The sequence below is a fragment of the Planococcus sp. SSTMD024 genome, assembly GCF_041320495.1.
GTDB lineage: Bacteria > Bacillota > Bacilli > Bacillales_A > Planococcaceae > Planococcus.
In genome coordinates, this window is sequence record NZ_JBGGNS010000019.1 from 135,930 (window position 1) to 153,908 (window position 17,979).

Sequence of the window (17,979 nt, forward strand, 5' to 3'; positions counted from 1 at the left end):
TTGAAGTCCGAAGACTCCAAACTTTTCATCAATAAACCGATGTATTGTCTTTGTTCATTTTTTCAAGGATTTCTTTGACGCGTGCCAAAAACTGACCGCAAACGAGGCCGTCGAGCACACGGTGGTCGAGCGATAGGCACAAGTTGACCATATCGCGTGCAGCGATCATTCCACCTTGCATGATGACTGGGCGCTTAACGATCGACTCGACTTGGATGATGGCAGCCTGTGGATGGTTGATGATGCCCATCGATTGGACAGATCCGAACGAGCCGGTGTTGTTGACGGTAAATGTGCCGCCTTGCATATCTGCCGACTTCAACTTGCCTGTGCGCGCTTTTTGCGCCAGTTCGTTGATTTCACGGCCGATGCCTTTGACGGATTTCTCGTCGGCATTTTTGATGACCGGAACGAACAAAGCATTATCGGAAGCAACGGCGATCGAGATGTTGATGTCTTTCTTCTGGATGATCTTGTCTCCAGCCCACATCGAGTTCATCATTGGGAACTCTTTTAGGGCTTGTGAGATCGCTTTGACGAAGAATGCGAAATACGTAATGTTGAACCCTTCTTTTTTCTTGAAGTCGCCTTTGATGGAATCGCGGAATTGCGCAAGGTCCGTTACGTCGACTTCGATCATCATCCACGCATGCGGCGCTTCGTGCTTGCTCTTGAGCATATTGGCTGCAATCGCTTTGCGCACGCCGGTGACCGGAATCTCGATATCGCCAGGTGCCGATTCGATTGATTCCTCCTTCGCTGCCGGCGCTTTCGGTGCTTGTTGCGGCACCTCTTGTTGAACAGGTTCTGCTGCCTCAGTTTCTTGTGGCGCTTCTGTAGTCGCACCGCCTGCTTGTGGAATGTTGCCGCTGTCGATCAATTTCATCAAATCCTTGCGGGTGATGCGGCCTTCGTTTCCAGACCCTTCGACTTGGTTCAAGTCGATGTCGTGATCTTGCGCGAGGCGCAGAACGGCTGGTGAATAACGTGCTTTGCCGCCTTGTGGCTTAGCCGGTTTTGACGAACCTTGTTCACCTTCGAGCTTTTTCGTCGGTGCCGCTCCTGCAGCCGGCATTTCATTGGCTTTTTCGCCTGCAGCGGGTTTCGCTTCTTCCACTGGGGCAGAATCTCCACCTTCAGTCTCGATGGTGCAGACCACTTCGCCGACTTCCAATGTATCGCCTTCCGAAGCGATCAATTCCTTGATCGTTCCCGTAAAGGATGAAGGAACTTCTGCCGTTACTTTATCGGTATTGACTTCCGCCAGCGGGTCATACTTGTTGACATGGTCGCCTGGCTGGACGAGCCATTTTTCGATCGTGCCTTCTGTTACACTTTCGCCAAGTTGGGGCATCGTGATTTTTTCAATAGCCAAAGGGATTCCTCCTTTTCAATCTGTGATGCATGTTCATTTATAAGGGATATGCGCAATTAGCCGGTTCGGCTTATGCCCGCCGAACCTCATCGGCCGTTTCTGCTTTTCTTCTGTCCAGCTGCAACGGCCAGCTTCTCGGGTCATAAGTCATTCTGACTGTGCGGCAAAAAGCGCCGCTTCGCCATCCTGCCTTATGCCCGCCAAAGCTTATCGGCCGTTTCCGCTTTTCTTTTGTCCAGCTCCGTTGCCCAGCCCCTCGAGGTCGCTTCGGTCCCACCTGCACTGGCAAAGAGCGCCAGTGCTGGCGTTACCTCCAGCGCTTGTCGGGGCTAGATGGGCAACTCCGCTTTTCTTCTGTCCAGCTGCAATGGCCAGCTTCTCGGGTCATAAGCCATCCCAGCTGTGCGGCAAAGAACGCCGCTTCGCCGGTTTGTCTTATGCCTGTCGAAGCTAAACGGCCATTTCCGCTTTTCTTCTTAAAACTCGGCTAGTTCTCTCATGGCTTTTTCTACTTTGTCCGGGTTGATCATGAAGAATTTCTCCATGGTCGGTGCGTATGGCATGGCCGGAATGTCTGGCCCTGCGAGGCGCTTGATCGGTGCGTCAAGGTCGAATAGGCAGTTTTCAGCGATGATTGCTGCGACTTCGCCGATGATGCTTCCTTCTTTATTGTCCTCAGTGACCAAAAGGACTTTTCCGGTCTTTTTCGCTGCTTCGATGATGCCTTCTTTATCCAATGGGTAGATGGTGCGCAAGTCCAAAATGTGGACGGAGTAGCCATCTTCCGCGAGACGTTCTGCTGCTTGCAACGCGAAATGGACAGCCAAGCCGTATGTGATGACGGTGATGTCTTCGCCTTCGCGTTTCACGTCGGCTTTGCCGATTTCGATTGTGTAATCGTCTTCCGGCACTTCGCCTTTGATCAATCGGTACGCGCGTTTATGCTCGAAGAACATGACCGGGTCTTCATCGCGGATTGCGGCTTTCAATAGCCCTTTAGCGTCGTATGGAGTCGATGGGATAACGATTTTCAATCCTGGCTGGTTGGCGAATATCGCTTCCACGGATTGCGAGTGGTAAAGTGCACCGTGGACGCCGCCGCCGAATGGAGCACGGAAAACGATTGGGCAAGACCAGTCGTTGTTTGAGCGGTAACGGATGCGCGAAGCTTCCGAAATGATTTGGTTGACTGCCGGCATGATGAAATCTGCGAACTGGAATTCAGCGATCGGGCGCAAGCCGTACATGGCCGCTCCGATTCCGACTCCGGCAATTGCTGATTCAGCGAGTGGCGTGTCGACTACGCGGTCTTCGCCGAATTCATCGTAAAGGCCTTGAGTCGCTTTGAAGACGCCGCCTTTCTTCCCGACATCTTCCCCGAGTACGAAAACGTTTTCGTCACGCGCCATTTCTTCTTTCATGGCAAGCGTGATGGCATCGATATAACTCATAACCGCCATTATTCGTTTCCTCCTTCTTCTGCATAGACATATTTCAGAGCATCTTCCGCTTTTGCGTATGGTGCACTTTCTGCATAGTCCGTCGCTTCGTTCACCAACGCCATGATGCGGTCGTTGATTTCTTTTTCAAGTTCGTCATCCATGATGCCGTTTTCCTTCAAATAAGCACCGAACAACAGAATCGGGTCTTTTTCTTTTTGCGCCGCGAGTTCATCCGCAGAACGGTATTGGCGGTGGTCATCGTCGGACGAGTGGGCCGTCATGCGTTCTGAAACCGTCTCGATCAAGCTCGGCCCTTCGCCGTTGCGCGCGCGGTCTGCCGCTTCTTTTATGTGCTTATAGACTTCGATCGGGTCGTTTCCGTCGATCGTCACGCCTGGCATGCCATAGCTTGCCGCACGGTCCGAGACGTTTTTACTCGCCACTTGGCGTTCAAACGGTACGGAAATCGCATAGCGGTTGTTTTCAACCATCGTGATGACCGGCAATTTATGGACACCGGCAAAGTTCAAGCCTTCGTGGAAATCACCTTGGTTGGACGAGCCTTCACCAAGCGTATTGAATGTGATGAAATCTTTTTTCTTCATTTTTCCTGCAAGTGCAACGCCAACAGCATGTGGTAGCTGCGTCGTTACAGGAGATGAACCTGTCAGGATGCGGTTTTTCTTCTGGCCGAAATGCCCAGGCATCTGGCGTCCGCCGGAGTTCGGGTCTTCTGCTTTGGCAAATGCCGACAGCATCAATTCTTTCGGGGTCATGCCGAAATGAAGGACTACGCCAAGGTCGCGGTAATACGGTGCGACATAGTCTTTCGTGTTGTCGAGCGCATAAGCCGCTCCAACTTGCGCTGCTTCCTGCCCTTGGCAAGAGATGACGAAAGGAATTTTCCCTGCACGGTTCAGGAGCCACATGCGTTCATCAACGCGGCGTGCCGTCAACATCGTTTCGTATATTTTCAAGACATCTTCGTTCGTCAAACCTACTTCTTCGTGTTTCGTAGCCATTGAATTTCCTCCTTTAACTATGGATCGCTTTGCCGTCTACTGCTAGTGCCGCTTCTCCCATGACTTCGGAAAGAGTCGGGTGCGGGTGAATGGTATCTGCAATTTCCCAAGGCGTTGCGTCAAGTACCATGGCAAGCCCGGCTTCCGAGATCATGTCCGTCACATGCGGCCCGATCATATGGACACCGAGGATGTCGTTCGTTTCTTTATCGGCAATGATTTTCACGAAACCATCCGATTCTCCGTAGACCAGCGCTTTGCCGATCGCCTTGAATGAGAATTTTCCGGTTTTTACGTCATAGCCTTGCTCTTTCGCTTGGTCTTCTGTAATGCCGACGCTTGCTGCTTCGGGATTGGAGTAGACGCAGCGTGACACCAGGTCGTAGTTGATGGCATGGGGTGCGTTCCCTTTAATGTGCTCAACCGCGGTAATGCCTTCGTGAGACGCTACGTGAGCGAGCTGCATGCCGCCGATGACGTCGCCGATTGCGTAAATATGGGATTCTTTCGTTTGGAACGTGTTCTTCACTTGGATAAAGCCTTTTTCGACAAGAATGTCGGTGTTTTCAATCCCGATATTTTCCACATTCGCTTGGCGCCCGACCGATACCAGCATTTTTTCAGCAGTGAAGGTTTCATTGCTGCCGTTGATTTCGGCTTGGATCGACACTTGGCCATCGCCTTTCTCAACGGTTTCCGGCAAGACTTTCGCGCTTGTCGCGAATTTGACGCCTTTTTTCTTCAATAATTTCTGCATTTCTTTGGAAATGTCTTTGTCTTCAGTCGGGACGATGCGGTCTGCGTATTCGAGCACCGTGACCTCGACGCCGAAATCGTTGAGCATTGAAGCCCATTCGATTCCGATAACGCCCCCACCGACGATTAAGATCGATTTCGGCAGTTCGCTCATGGCAAGCGCTTCGTCTGAACTCATGACGAAGTCCCCATCGATATCAAGGCCCGGCAATGTCCGCGGGCGTGATCCTGTCGCAATGATGACGTTATTCGGGATGAGCATTTCGTTCTCTTCCCCGTTGTTCATCTCGACAGAAATCGTTCCGGGGTTTGGTGAGAAGATGGACGGGCCGAGAATGCGGCCGATGCCTTCGTACACATCGATTTTGCCTTTTTTCATCAAGCCTTGGACGCCCGCGTGAAGCTGGTCGACGATCCCTTGCTTGCGCTGTTGGACGCGTGAGAAATCGAGCGATACTTCACCGGTATTGACGCCGAAATCGGCAGCATGGTTCTTTGTCGTTGCGTATACTTCTGCACTGCGGAGCAATGCTTTACTTGGGATGCAGCCTTGGTGCAGGCATGTGCCGCCCAAATTGCCTTTTTCGACAATCGCAGTTTTGAGGCCGAGCTGGGCCGAGCGGATTGCCGCTACATAGCCGCCCGTACCGCCGCCGAGAATGACGACATCGTAATTTTGAGCCATTGGGTATTCCTCCTTTGGAATGTTAACCGTTTGGATAGATTCGGGCGTGTTCTTCTCCGTCGAGCACCCGGCTGGCGCCTTCAGCGAGCGCTTGCAGTTCGTTTTCGCCGGGATGGACCACGACATCGGCGATCCAGGAAATCCGGTCTGAAATCGATTTGACGAAGTCTTTTCCATAAGCGAGGCCGCCCGTCAAGATGATCGCATCTACTTGCCCTTTTAACACGGTGCTTGCAGAGCCGATTTCCTTGGCGACTTGATAAGCCATCGCCTCGTAAATCAACGCTGCTTCCTTATCGCCTTTTTGGATGCGTTTTTCGACTGTCACGGCGTCATTCGTGCCAAGGTAACCGACCAATCCGCCTTGCCCGACTAGTTTTTTCATGATTTCGTGGCGGTAATATTGGCCAGAAAAACATAGTTCGACCAAATCGCCTGCCGGCACGGTCCCTGCCCGTTCCGGGCTGAAAGGGCCATCGCCGTGCAAGCCGTTGTTGACGTCGATGACTTTGCCGCCTTCGTGGACACCGACCGTGATGCCGCCGCCCATATGCGTGACGATGAGGCGCAAATCTTTATAAGCGCGCCCTGTTTCTTTGGCATAGCGCCTTGCCACTGCCTTTTGGTTCAGCGCATGAAAAATCGATTTTCGTTCGATCAATGAAAAGCCCGAAATGCGCGCAACAGGCGACAATTCGTCGACGACTACCGGATCGACGATAAATGCCGGGATGTTCAGCCCTTCAGCAATTTCATGGGCGATGATGCCGCCGAGATTGGAAGCGTGCTGGCCGGAATAGCCTTCACGCAAGTCTTTTAGCATCGCTTCGTTGACAGCGTAGGTGCCGCCTTCGATCGGGCGCAGCAAGCCGCCTCTTCCGCATACGGCCGAAAGTTTTGAGACGTTCATGCCTTCCTCATCGAGCGCTTCTAAAATGGTTTGTTTACGAAATTGAAACTGGTCAATAATGGCAGGGAAATCCGCCAACTCTTCAGTGGAGTGGCGGATAGTCTTTTCAAGGATCTGTACATCGTTGTCAAAAACGCCGATCTTTGTCGAAGTTGAGCCGGGATTAATGACCAGAATTCGATTCAGCTGTTTTTGCACATCGATTTCCTCCGTTTCTTCTTTCAACTTTAGCGTCTGCTTAAAATGTCGTGGCTGTGGCCGTTGCGCAGGAACTGGCTTCTTGATTTGCGTACGCGTTCGATGCGTTCTTCCGCCATGCGGTCAGCAGCGATATAGCTTGGAATCCCGTCGCGCTTTGCGATTTCGAAAATGCGCGTGATGCTGTCGTAAATGGTTTCAACACGTTTCATCGCACGTTCGTTATTGTAGCCATAAAGCTCATCCGCTACGTTGATGACGCCGCCTGAGTTGATAACGAAATCCGGTGCATATACAATGCCGCGTGCTTCAAGCTCATCGCCGTGGCGCTGTTCTTTCAATTGGTTGTTCGCAGATCCTGCAACTACTTTTACTTTCAATTGAGGAATCGTATCGTCGTTGATGATCGCACCCATTGCACACGGTGCAAAAATATCAGCTTCTTGCGAGTAGATGTCATTTGGCTCGACTGCTGTAGCGCCGAATGCTTCGACCGCACGCTGGACTGCTTGTTTATTAATGTCAGTGACGATCAATTTCGCGCCTTCTTTATGCAAGTACTCGCATAGCGGGTACGCAACGTTTCCGACGCCTTGGACGGCAACCGTTTTGCCTTCTAGTGAATCGTCGCCGAATGCTTCAAGAGCTGCTGCTTTCATGCCGATGTATGCACCGTAAGCCGTCACGGGTGACGGGTTGCCGGATGAACCGAATGCTGGCGAGATGCCTGTGACGAAATCCGTTTCTTCGTGGATCATGTCCATGTCAGCGACAGTCGTCCCCACATCTTCAGCTGTGATGTAACGCCCGTTCAAGCCTTGGATGAAACGGCCGAACGCACGGAACATTTCTTCGTTTTTGTCTTTCAACGGATCGCCGATGATGACTGTTTTGCCGCCGCCTAGGTTCAGTCCGGCTGCTGCGTTTTTGTACGTCATGCCGCGGCCAAGGCGGATGGCGTCTTCAATCGCTTCTTCTTCACTTTCATAGTTCCACATGCGCGTGCCGCCAAGAGCTGGCCCAAGCGTTGTGTCGTGGATGCAGATGATGGCTTTTAGCCCTGAGTTTTTATCTTGGCAAAATACCAATTGCTCGTAATCGTGTTCTTCCATCTTTTTGAAAATTTCCATCGTAAATTCCTCCTAATAGTGTGCTGTGTTAGTAATCGTAGCCTGGTTGCGTTAAACAATCGGCAAGCTTTTCCTTAAAAGGAAGCTGCTCTTTATAAAGTCGCCGAGCGCAAGGCTAAAGCGAGAGAAAATAATTTACTTTCCGCACTGTCGGCGCGAGATGTCAAAACGATCGGCGCTTTAGCGCCTGCGATGATGCCGCCGACTTTGGCTTTTGAAAAATAGACAAGTGATTTATAGAGGATGTTGCCGGCTTCGATATTCGGCACCAGCAAAATGTCTGCGTGTCCCGCCGCATCCCCTTCGATGCGTTTATGTTTGGCCGCTTCCACCGAGATGGCGTTGTCCAAAGCAAGAGGCCCGTCTATGATGCAATCCGTAATCTGCCCGCGTTTGTTCATGGCGGCCAGCGCTGCAGCATCCAAAGTCGCCTGCATCGCCGGGTTGACGACTTCTACCGCCGCAAGCGCCGCTACGATCGGCAAATCGACGCCGTTCGCCCGCGCCACCTGGACAGCATTGCGGATGATTTGCGCTTTTTCCTGCAGTGACGGTTCGATGTTCATGCCGGCATCGGTGACGAAAATTAGCCGGTCATAGCCTTCGACTTCAAACGCTGCCACATGGGACAATACCGAACCGGTACGAAGGCCGTAGTCAGCGTTGAGTGCGGCTTTCATCAATGTCGCGGTCGGGATATGCCCTTTCATCAAGACGCTGGCGTCATTCAAGAAGACAGCTTTTACTGCTTCTTTCGCCGCTTGCTGCGGACCCTTGGCATGATGGATTGCCAATTTCGGATGATCTTTCAACTGGGGGAAATCATCCTGGATTAATTGCTTCAATGTTGCTTCGTCATCGTATAGATGAAAGCTTGCCAAGTTTTGATCGAGCGCTAATGAAACGGCTTCCATTACTGCGTGGTCAGCAGCTGCTGCCACTGCGACAGCGTGCTCATCCTGCAAGTCGATTTCATCGACGATGTTCTGTAAAGTGGTCATATCTATCACCTCATTCCTTTTTATTAAAACAGAAGAAAGCTTGAGATATAAGGGATGTAAGCGTTTTATTTGCAAAATACGGCAGTTCTCTTTGCAAATTCTTGCAAAACCTTGCAAAGAGTTGCAATCCGTTATAATAGTCCGAATTTTTCCAATTTATAGTACAAAGTGCGGAGGGAAATCTGGAGCTGTTTAGCGGTTTTCGATTTATTCCCTTTCGCCTCTTCCAAAGCCCGGTGCAAAATTCCGCGTTCGACTGTTTCCAATTGTTCCTGTAAAGGCGCCGATGCCGGAATGACCACTTCGTTCTTCGCTTCTTTCGCTTTCAGCATATTCAAGGGGATATGGTCTTCAGTCATCGTTTTGTCATTCATTTGCATGAAAATCATCGAACGGCTTAAAATATTTTCCAGTTCCCGCACATTCCCTGGCCAATCGTACATCTTCAAAAACTGCAAAGCTTTCTCCGACACACTTTCGACGTTGCGGCCGTATTCCTGGTTGAGCTTCAACAAAAGGCGGTCGACAATTCGCGGAATGTCTTGTTTCCTGCTTCGCAGCGGTGGAATCAAGATCGGCATGCGGTTCAGCCGGTAATACAAATCTTCCCGGAAGGTCCCGTCCAGCAGCGCTTTTTCCATATTGGCGTTGGTCGAGGCGATGACCCGGACATTGACCGGGATCGGCTTGGTTCCGCCGATCCGCATCGTTTCGTGTTCCTGCAAAACGCGTAGCAATTTGCTTTGGATTTGCGGCGACAATTCCCCGATTTCATCGAGAAAGATGCTGCCGTTGTTTGCCTCTTCCAATAAGCCGCGTTTCGTCCCGGTCCGGCTTTCAAGCGTCGCGCCTTCCTCATAGCCGAACAATTCGGCGTCGAGTTGTTCGCTCGACACCGCCGCACAGTTGACGCGGACGAATTTATTGAACTGGCGCTCGCTGGCGCTGTGGATGGCGTGCGCGAACAATTCCTTGCCCGTGCCCGATTCACCGCGCAACAGCACCGTCACAAGCGTCTGGGCGGCAAGTTTCGCTTGCTGCAGCGACAATTGCATTTCCGGGGACAATCCGATGATGTCATCGAATGTGTATTTCGACTCCAGCGTCCGGATGATGCTCCTCGCACGGTCCAGCTCTTTCATGAGCGAACGGATTTCCGTCGTGTCATGGATGACCCCGACACTCCCTTTCAGCTGGTTGTCGACGATAATCGGCGCCACATTGACGATGACTTCCCGTCTGGCTGGGCCGACTTTCAAATTGACGCCGCGCACAGGTTTCCGGGTTTGCAAAGCTTTGAAGTGCATGCTTTCGCCTTCTGAAATATCCGCAGATGCGGGGCGGCCGATCACTTGCTCCATTTCGAGGCCGGTGATTCGCGTATAGGCCGGATTGACAAGCAAGCCATTGCCTTTTTCGTCCACCACTGAAATGGCATCGTCGCTGGATTGGATGATTGCCTGCAGCATCGTTTGGATTTCTTTCAAATCGGTAATTTCCTCGGCGAGCGAAACCACTTCCGTAATATCCTTGAACACCGCAAAGGCACCGATCAATTCACCGGTTTCATCGATCATCGGAAAACGGCTCGTGACGATTTTCGAGCCGTCTTTCAGTTCGAGCTCGCGGTTCAATTCCGTCCTGCCCGTTTCGATGACCCTCGGCAATTCGCTCATCGAAATTAATTCATGGATATGGCGGCCAATCGCCTCATCTTGCTTGACCGATAGCATGCGTGCGGCACTGCGGTTGATGAAGTTAATGTGATTGTCGAGGTCGATGCCGACCATGCCTTCATCGATTGAATTGAAAATGATCGATCCTTTATGGCTTTCGTTGCTTAGGCGATTGATGTAATGCTCTTTCTCATCCATCAAGCGGACGAAGATATTGGCGACGCTTCCGGGAATGATGACAGTCCGCGGGGGATAATAACGGCGCAGCCGCTGCGTCAAGTCATCGTCTCCCGTTACGTTGAAAACGATGTCGACTGTTTTCGGCAATTCACGGTAATCTGTTCCGGTGGCAATGCGGAATTTTTTCGCTTCTTTTAACGCCGGCGCATCTGCGTGGATATCTGCGACTCCCTCGACATGAAACCATCCCGATTCAACGAGCAGTTTTAAAATCGCGGACCCGCCAATCCCTCCGCCAATAATGATTACTTTTTGCAATTTTCTTCAAACCTTTCCGTCGCGATTCGTGCAATAGGCTGCACACATATTTCTAGCCTACCGCAGGGGACAATTCTTGACAACTTTAAGCGGATTGGAAACAATGGAACATGAAGGATGTGGAATAGATGGGACGTTTGATTGCATTTATCATTTTGCTCATTCCCGGCATCATGGCCGCTTATGGCATTAAATTAATGCGGGATACCCTTTTCAATAAATTGCTCGAACCGTATCCAGCCCTTTGGATGCAATTTACACTTGGGACGCTTTTTACCGTGATTGGCATCGGTTTCTTCGCGGGATTCCTGTTGAACCGCGACCGCAAAAAAGGCAATGTTTCCGAACGGTTCCAAAAGCGATAAATGAGCGCAAGCAACGGATACAGCAAAAAAGCCAGCCCGGAACAATAGTTCCGGGCTGGCTTTTGTATTTAGCGAGGTATTTCCGTTGTTTTTTGTGCCCATAAAGCTTTTACGCGCGCCGGATAATCTGTGATGATGCCTATGACCGAAGGATGAAGATTTTTCAGCATGCGTTCATTTCCGGATATGCCATAAAGGCGTACCGGCTTATCCAGCTGGGCAATCGGCTCCAGCCATTTCGCCTTATGGAATCTTTTATGGAAATGAAAGCTGTCGAGCCACTGGCAATTCTCCAATTCGTTCCACTGCACTGCGCGTTTCAAGATCCACGCTATTTCTACATGCGGCAGCAAACTTTTCATTTTCTTAAGAAGCTCTGCATCAAAAGAGGAGAGATGGATATGTTCCGCCCCTTCCAGCAGTGCGCAGACAATTTCAGGGCCATCCGGATGGCTGGCGACGGAAGACTTCAATTCGATATTCAAGGGAATGTGTTTCTTTTTCGCCCAGTCGATCACTTCATAGGCCAGCGGAATCGAATGGCGACCGAAACGTTTGAAGCGTTTCCGGATCGATAGCGACTTCAGGGATTCATAGGGCATCGTATAGATATCTGCTTGCGTTCCTGCCAAACGCTTCAACTGTTCGTCGTGATACACGATTGCAATTCCGTCCCGTGTCATTTGGATATCCAACTCGATGCCGACTTGCAATTGGTGCGCCAATTCAAATGCCTGCCATGTGTTTTCAAGCGCATGCCCTGAGGCGCCGCGATGTGCGTAGATTTCGATTTCAGACATAGCTTCCTCCCCTTTTTGGATAGGACCTAGCTTTAATCATTTATTTTATCATCTCCTTGTCTGGCTGCAAGTGTTGGGCTTTCTTATGGGCGTTTTTTGATTTTTCTATAATTCCTTATGTAGTTTAATACATTTATTACTAAAGTGCTGCCGCGCAAAAAAACCGTCGCTCTTTGCAGGCGACGGTTCGTACAAATTCTTATTCGTTATTGCCAAGGCTGTCGACGATCATGGCGATGAATTCGGAATTGGACGGTTTTGACTGGAGGTGCGTTTCACTATAGCCAAACACGCTAGCGATATGCGCGACGGATTCGCTGCGCACCCATACTTGCTCAATCGCATGGCGAATCGACCTTTCGACCCGTGCCGCCGTTGTATCGAATTTCAAAGCGATTTTCGGGTACAGCTCTTTCGTCACTTTGCCAAGTGCGGAAGGTTCATCCACGACAATCGACACGGCCGCCTTCAAATACATATAGCCTTTCAAATGCGGAGGCACGCCGATGTCTTTCAACCTCAAGGTAATGAGCTCGTCTTTTGTCACCATTCCGCCCTTTGCTGTTTGATCGCCATTTTTCATGATGTGGTTGATCTGGACGACCAGTCGCTCGGTCTCGAATGGTTTCATGATGAAATAGGAAGCCCCGTAGTCAGCCGCTTGGCTCATGATCGATTCCTGGCCGAATGCGGACAGCATAATGACATGGATTTTACTCATGCGTTCATCGGCTCGCAAGACATCGAGCACGGCAATGCCATCAAGATACGGCATGATGATGTCGAGCAGCAGGATATCCGCTTCCGTCTGTTCCAAGATGCCGATGCATTCCCTGCCATCGTAAGCAACACCCACCACTTCCATATTCGGCTGTGAATCGAGAAACTCTGTCATCAATTCGACAAGCTCTCGGTTGTCATCGGCAATGGCAATTTTTATTTTCTCCATATTTTTCTCTCCTAAAATACAGGCTCCGGACCCTTATTTCATCAACAGCTTCCGGTCCCTTGCCAAAGTCAGCAATTCATCAGCATGCTGCAAAGTCAATTCGGTAATTTCCGCCCCTGACAGCATGCGGCTCATTTCTTCAGTGCGCTTGCGCCCTGTCAGTTCTTTCACCGATGTAGTCGTGCGGTCTTTCGATACTTTTTTTTCGATAAACAGATGCTGGTCTGCCATGGCCGCAACTTGTGGCAGATGGGAAATGCACAGCACTTGGGAATGGCGGGCGATGGCAGCGATTTTCTCGGCAATTGCCTGCGCCACGCGTCCGCTGACTCCCGTGTCGACTTCATCGAAAATGATCGATGTGATGCCTTGATGCTTGGAAAAAATCGTCTTCAGCGCGAGCATCATGCGCGACAATTCGCCGCCAGACGCTACTTTTGTCAACGGCTTCAAGGGCTCCCCGACATTTGTCGAAATATGGAATGCGATGCTGTCCTGGCCGAAACGGTCGAATTTGCCTTTTGGCAGCAAGTTGAATTGCACCGAAAATGAAGCTTTCCCCATATGGAGCTCTTTTAGCTGTTCCATGATCGCTTTTGATAATTTGGTTGCCGCCTGCTTTCTCAGCATCGTCAGTTCTTCCGCTTCGATGCGCAAATCCTCGGTCAATTCCTTCAGTTTCTCCTGATCGAGGCGCAGGCGTTGGTCACGGTTGAGCAATTTATCGAGTTCATCCGCTTGTTCTTCCTGATACAATAACATGTCTTCGACCGAGGCGCCGTATTTGCGCTTCAAGGATTGCAATAGGCCAAGGCGCTGTTCGATTTCGTTGAGCCGTTCCGGATCGAATTCCAGCTGGTCCAGTATGCGTTTGATTTCAGTTGACGTGTCTTGAAGCTGATAGAATGCCCCGGCAACCGATTCCGACGCTTCCTGGAACTGCTCATCGACCGATGCGGCGTGTTCCAGTTCACTCATCGCATTACCGACCCAATCCAGCCCTTTTGACTCCCCTTGAATCGCTTCATGGGCCTGGGAAATCGACTCGAAGATTTTGGTGAAGTTCTGCAGTCGTTTGCGTTCTTCCAGCAAAGTTTCTTCTTCACCCGGCACAAGCTGGGCTTCTTCGATTTCGCGCAATTGGAATGTCAACAAGTCGATGCGTTGTGCGATCTGCTGCTCGTTTTCGTTATAGCTGGCAAATTCACGTTTCAATTTCGTGTATTTCTCAAAGGTATGGCTATAGCCTTCTTTGGCTTTGGTCAACAGTTTCCCGGCAAATTGATCCAATAGATGAAGATGCTGCTTTTCATCCATCAATTCCTGCGTCTCATGCTGGCCATGGATATCGATCAACGCGGCCCCCACTTCACGCAAAATGGAAATGGTCACGAGTTTCCCGTTGATGCGGCAGACGTTTTTGCCTTTGCCGTTCAGCTCGCGGCGCAACAAGACATCGCCGTCACTCGCCTGGATCCCGAAATCCTCCAGTTTTTTATGGACCGGATGCTTTTCGCTTTCGATCTGGAACAAGCCCTCGATCTCAGCTTTTTGCGCCCCGTGGCGAATGAATTCCTGGCTTCCGCGGCCCCCGGCTAGTAGATGCACGGCATCGATGATGATCGATTTCCCTGCACCGGTTTCCCCTGTCAGAACTGTCATACCTTCTGTAAAACTGACCGATAATGTATCGATAATCGCAAAATTGCGGATATCCAATTCTCGCAGCATATACATCCACCTCTTTAATTAAAGCATTTCAATCAAACGCTGTTTCAGCACTTCACGGTGTTCCACATCACGGCAAATGATCAAACACGTATCATCCCCGCAAATCGTTCCCAAAATTTCCTCCCAATCCAAATGATCGATCAACGAACCGATGGCATGGGCATTGCCCGGCAAGGTTTTCATGACCAAAAAATGGCTGGCCCCATCGATGCTGACGAAGGCATCGGTGAGCGCGCGGTGCAGTTTCTGCATCGGGTTAAAGCGCTGGTCCGCCGGCAAACTGTATTTATAGCGCCCATCCTGCAAAGGGACTTTCACTAGATGAAGTTCCTTGATATCACGAGAAACGGTCGCTTGCGTCACTTCATAGCCCGCAGCTTTCAATAAGTCGACCAAATCATCTTGCGTTTCGATTTCGCGATTTGAGATCAAGTCGCGGATTTTGATATGACGTTGTCCTTTATTCATGGTGCTCCCCCTTGAGTGAATAATTATTCCATATGCTTTATATCGTACCTCTAAACCGCTTTGAAAACAAGGAAACTTCCTGCCCACGCTAGAACTATTTACCCCTTAACGGCAAGCTTCACTCATTTCCTACGGCAAGTTATCAAAAAAAGGACAGGGAAATATATTCCCCTGTCCTTTCATGATGATGGCGTATTTTTTTCCTTGAACGCGGAATGTGCACGGCCGACCACTTGTGCAATCGAATTCGCATCCGGCAATTCACTTTTTTCAGCCTGTTCGTTGGAGACAAGATGGAACAAAAACTCGATATTGCCTTCACCGCCGGTAATCGGCGAATGAGTCATCGCCTTTACTTCGAAACCGCAATCGATTGCATAAGCTGCCACTTTTTGCAGCACTTCCTCATGCACTTTCGGATCGCGGACAATGCCTTTTTTGCCGACTTTCTCGCGTCCCGCCTCGAACTGCGGTTTGACGAGTGCGACGCAATCGCCGCCCGGGACCAAAATGGTCTTCAGCACCGGCAAGATGATGCGCAACGAAATGAAAGAGACGTCGATGGTCGCCACTTCCGGCAAGCCTTCCTGGAAATCTTCCGGTTTCGAATGCCGGAAATTGGTGCGTTCCATGACCGTAACGCGCGGATCTTGCCGAATTTTCCAGGCCAGCTGGTTGTAGCCGACATCGAGCGCGTAGCCATGGCGTGCGCCATTTTGCAATGCGCAATCGGTAAACCCGCCAGTCGATGACCCGATATCGAGCATCATTTTGCCTTCCACCGTGACATCGAATTCAGCGAGTGCTTTTTCCAATTTCAAGCCGCCGCGGCTGACATAACGCAGATCATTGCCTTTTTTTTCAAGCGGCGCGTCTTCAGGGATTTTTTCGCCGGGTCTCTCGAGCCGTTCACTGCCTGAGAAAATCACCCCGGCCATGATGGCGCGCTTGGCTTTTTCACGTGTTTCGCAAATGCCCCGCTCCACTAGCAAGACATCCACCCGTTCTTTTTTCACTTTATTCATAGAGCGTTCGACCGCTCCTGTTGCTGGACATTCTGTTGGACGCGTGATTTCACTTTTTTGACCACTTCGTCGCTATTGAGATGGATTTCATCCATCAGCTCGGCGACATCACCATGTTCAATGAAGAGATCCGGAATGCCCATGCGGTCGATGACAGCGTCAGTATGGCCGTTATCATGCGCATACTCAAGCACTGCGCTCCCGAAGCCGCCTTGCAAGACCGCCTCTTCGATCGTCAAGACCGGCACATTGCGTCCGAAAATCGCTGCGAGCATTTCTTCGTCCATCGGCTTGATGAAACGCGCATTGACGACTTCCGCTTTGATCCCTTGTTCGCGCAATTGCTCCGCTGCATGAAGCGCCATCGGAATCGTCGTGCCGAATGTCAAGATGACGGCATCCGCCCCTTCTTCCAGCACTTCCCAGCTGCCGATCGGAATCGCCTTCAGCTCCCCGTCCATCGGCACCCCGAGGCCATTGCCGCGCGGATAGCGCAGAGCAATCGGGCCATTGTCGTAATCGATGGCGGTTTTGACCATATGCTGGCCCTCATTTTCATCTTTCGGCATCATCAACACCATGTTCGGCAAATGGCGCAAGAAGGCAATATCAAAGACACCTTGATGCGTTTCGCCATCCGCCCCGACAAGGCCCGAGCGGTCGATTCCGATAAAGACATTCAAGTTCTGGCGGCAAATGTCGTGGACGACTTGATCATACGCGCGCTGCAGGAATGTCGAATAAATAGCCAGGAATGGTTTCATCCCTTGCGTTGCAAGTCCCGCAGCCATCGTGGTCGCGTGCTGTTCAGCGATGCCCACGTCAAACATGCGCTCAGGAAATTCAGAGGCAAATCCTTCCAATTTTGACCCAACAGGCATTGCCGGCGTAATGGCGACGATGCGCTCATCAGTACGCGCAAGCTTGCGGGCGGTTTCCGCAATCAAGCCGCTCCAGGAAGGGGCTGTGGAGGAAGACTTCACCAAATCGCCGGTTTCCATTTTATAGGGCCCGATTCCGTGCCATGTGCCGATTTTATCCTGTTCGGCAGGCAAATAACCTTTGCCTTTTTTGGTGATGACGTGAAGCAGGACAGGGCCTTTTGTTTTCTTTGCATATTCCAGGTTGTCTTCGAGCTCTTCCAGGTCATGCCCGTCGATCGGGCCAAGATAGGTGAATCCGAGCTCTTCGAAGAACATGCCGGAGACCACCAGATATTTCAGGCTGTCTTTGACGCGCTCTGCCGTTGAAGCGAGCTTGCCGCCGACTGCCGGCACTTTTTTCAGCAAGTATTCAAGATCGTCTTTGACTTTATTGTATTTTCCGGCTGTCCGCATGCGGCCGAGTACGCTATGGAGCGCCCCGACATTCGGTGCGATCGACATTTCGTTATCGTTGAGGATGACGGTCATGTCGGTTTGTGCGTGCCCGATATGGTTCAGCGCTTCAAATGCCATGCCGCCGGTCAATGCCCCGTCGCCAATGATCGGAATAACGTGATTTTTATCTTTTTTAATATCGCGCGCTGCCGCCATGCCCATTGCTGCAGACAAGGAAGTGGAGCTATGGCCGGTTTCCCAGACATCGTGATCGCTTTCATTGCGTTTCGGGAATCCGCACAGGCCTTTGAACTTGCGCAGCGTGTCGAACTGGTCTGCACGCCCCGTCAAAATTTTGTGGACGTAGGACTGATGCCCGACATCCCAGATCAATTTATCATCAGGGCTATCGAAGACACGATGAAGTGCAATCGTCAATTCCACCACGCCGAGGTTCGGGCCAATATGGCCACCGGTTTTCGAGAGATTTTCTATGAGAAATCGACGGATATCTTCACTTAAGAGCTCCAATTGCTCTGGATTTAGCTCTTTTAGGAAAGATGGACCAGTTATCGAATGAAGATCCATTTGCCATCACACACCTTTTTTCTATATTTTCCTGTATTGTT

General features: G+C 50.8%; 15 protein-coding genes. 1 reads left to right on the top strand and 14 read right to left on the bottom strand.

What is annotated here, in order from left to right:
- Positions 1 to 28: 28 nt before the first annotated feature.
- The 8 genes from AB9R92_RS04560 to AB9R92_RS04595 all read right to left on the bottom strand — a co-directional run bounded on the left by AB9R92_RS04560 (position 29) and on the right by AB9R92_RS04595 (position 10,693).
- On the bottom strand, positions 29 to 1,375 hold the full coding sequence (locus AB9R92_RS04560; RefSeq protein WP_370668325.1) for a dihydrolipoamide acetyltransferase family protein: 1,347 nt from the start codon (positions 1,373 to 1,375) through the stop codon (positions 29 to 31).
- A gap of 476 nt (positions 1,376 to 1,851) precedes the next feature.
- Complete coding sequence (locus tag AB9R92_RS04565) at positions 1,852 to 2,835, bottom strand: alpha-ketoacid dehydrogenase subunit beta (RefSeq protein WP_370668326.1); 984 nt, start codon at positions 2,833 to 2,835, stop codon at positions 1,852 to 1,854.
- The gene (locus AB9R92_RS04570; RefSeq protein WP_370668327.1) at positions 2,835 to 3,839 is read right to left on the bottom strand and encodes a thiamine pyrophosphate-dependent dehydrogenase E1 component subunit alpha; all 1,005 of its coding nucleotides are present in this window, start codon (positions 3,837 to 3,839) and stop codon (positions 2,835 to 2,837) included. The genes AB9R92_RS04565 and AB9R92_RS04570 overlap by 1 nt, the downstream gene beginning before the upstream one ends.
- A 13-nt stretch (positions 3,840 to 3,852) precedes the next feature.
- Entirely contained in the window at positions 3,853 to 5,280 is a 1,428-nt protein-coding gene (lpdA, locus tag AB9R92_RS04575) for a dihydrolipoyl dehydrogenase (RefSeq protein WP_370668328.1), read from the bottom strand.
- A 22-nt stretch (positions 5,281 to 5,302) separates the two neighbouring features.
- Positions 5,303 to 6,388: a butyrate kinase gene (gene buk, locus AB9R92_RS04580; RefSeq protein WP_370668511.1), complete on the bottom strand. Its 1,086-nt coding sequence runs from the start codon at positions 6,386 to 6,388 to the stop codon at positions 5,303 to 5,305.
- A gap of 29 nt (positions 6,389 to 6,417) precedes the next feature.
- The gene (bcd, locus tag AB9R92_RS04585) at positions 6,418 to 7,518 is read right to left on the bottom strand and encodes a branched-chain amino acid dehydrogenase (protein ID WP_370668329.1); all 1,101 of its coding nucleotides are present in this window, start codon (positions 7,516 to 7,518) and stop codon (positions 6,418 to 6,420) included.
- A 92-nt stretch (positions 7,519 to 7,610) separates the two neighbouring features.
- Positions 7,611 to 8,519, bottom strand: coding sequence for a phosphate butyryltransferase (yqiS, locus tag AB9R92_RS04590; protein WP_370668330.1), 909 nt, complete (start codon positions 8,517 to 8,519; stop codon positions 7,611 to 7,613).
- Positions 8,520 to 8,650: 131 nt separating this feature from the next.
- Positions 8,651 to 10,693, bottom strand: coding sequence for a sigma 54-interacting transcriptional regulator (locus AB9R92_RS04595; RefSeq protein ID WP_370668331.1), 2,043 nt, complete (start codon positions 10,691 to 10,693; stop codon positions 8,651 to 8,653).
- 128 nt (positions 10,694 to 10,821) lie between these two features.
- On the opposite strand from AB9R92_RS04595, the gene AB9R92_RS04600 reads away from it, so the two are divergent.
- Complete coding sequence (locus AB9R92_RS04600; RefSeq protein ID WP_068462085.1) at positions 10,822 to 11,058, top strand: DUF2627 domain-containing protein; 237 nt, start codon at positions 10,822 to 10,824, stop codon at positions 11,056 to 11,058.
- Positions 11,059 to 11,126: 68 nt separating this feature from the next.
- On the opposite strand, the gene AB9R92_RS04605 is transcribed toward AB9R92_RS04600, so the two are convergent.
- From AB9R92_RS04605 to dxs, 6 genes are all read right to left on the bottom strand, one after another.
- The gene (locus AB9R92_RS04605; RefSeq protein WP_370668332.1) at positions 11,127 to 11,858 is read right to left on the bottom strand and encodes a glycerophosphodiester phosphodiesterase; all 732 of its coding nucleotides are present in this window, start codon (positions 11,856 to 11,858) and stop codon (positions 11,127 to 11,129) included.
- A 199-nt stretch (positions 11,859 to 12,057) separates the two neighbouring features.
- A complete protein-coding gene (gene spo0A / locus AB9R92_RS04610; RefSeq protein WP_370668333.1) occupies positions 12,058 to 12,807 on the bottom strand; it encodes a sporulation transcription factor Spo0A in 750 nt (249 codons plus the stop codon).
- 33 nt (positions 12,808 to 12,840) lie between these two features.
- On the bottom strand, positions 12,841 to 14,538 hold the full coding sequence (gene recN, locus AB9R92_RS04615) for a DNA repair protein RecN (protein WP_370668334.1): 1,698 nt from the start codon (positions 14,536 to 14,538) through the stop codon (positions 12,841 to 12,843).
- An 18-nt stretch (positions 14,539 to 14,556) separates the two neighbouring features.
- The gene (ahrC, locus tag AB9R92_RS04620; protein WP_058380870.1) at positions 14,557 to 15,006 is read right to left on the bottom strand and encodes a transcriptional regulator AhrC/ArgR; all 450 of its coding nucleotides are present in this window, start codon (positions 15,004 to 15,006) and stop codon (positions 14,557 to 14,559) included.
- A 179-nt stretch (positions 15,007 to 15,185) separates the two neighbouring features.
- Positions 15,186 to 16,031, bottom strand: a complete 846-nt coding sequence (locus AB9R92_RS04625) for a TlyA family RNA methyltransferase (protein ID WP_370668335.1) — start codon at positions 16,029 to 16,031, stop codon at positions 15,186 to 15,188.
- Positions 16,028 to 17,938 (bottom strand): 1-deoxy-D-xylulose-5-phosphate synthase, encoded by a 1,911-nt coding sequence (gene dxs / locus AB9R92_RS04630; RefSeq protein WP_370668336.1) that lies wholly within the window; start codon positions 17,936 to 17,938, stop codon positions 16,028 to 16,030. Before dxs ends, AB9R92_RS04625 begins: the two co-directional genes overlap by 4 nt.
- Between the last annotated feature and the right edge of the window lie 41 nt (positions 17,939 to 17,979).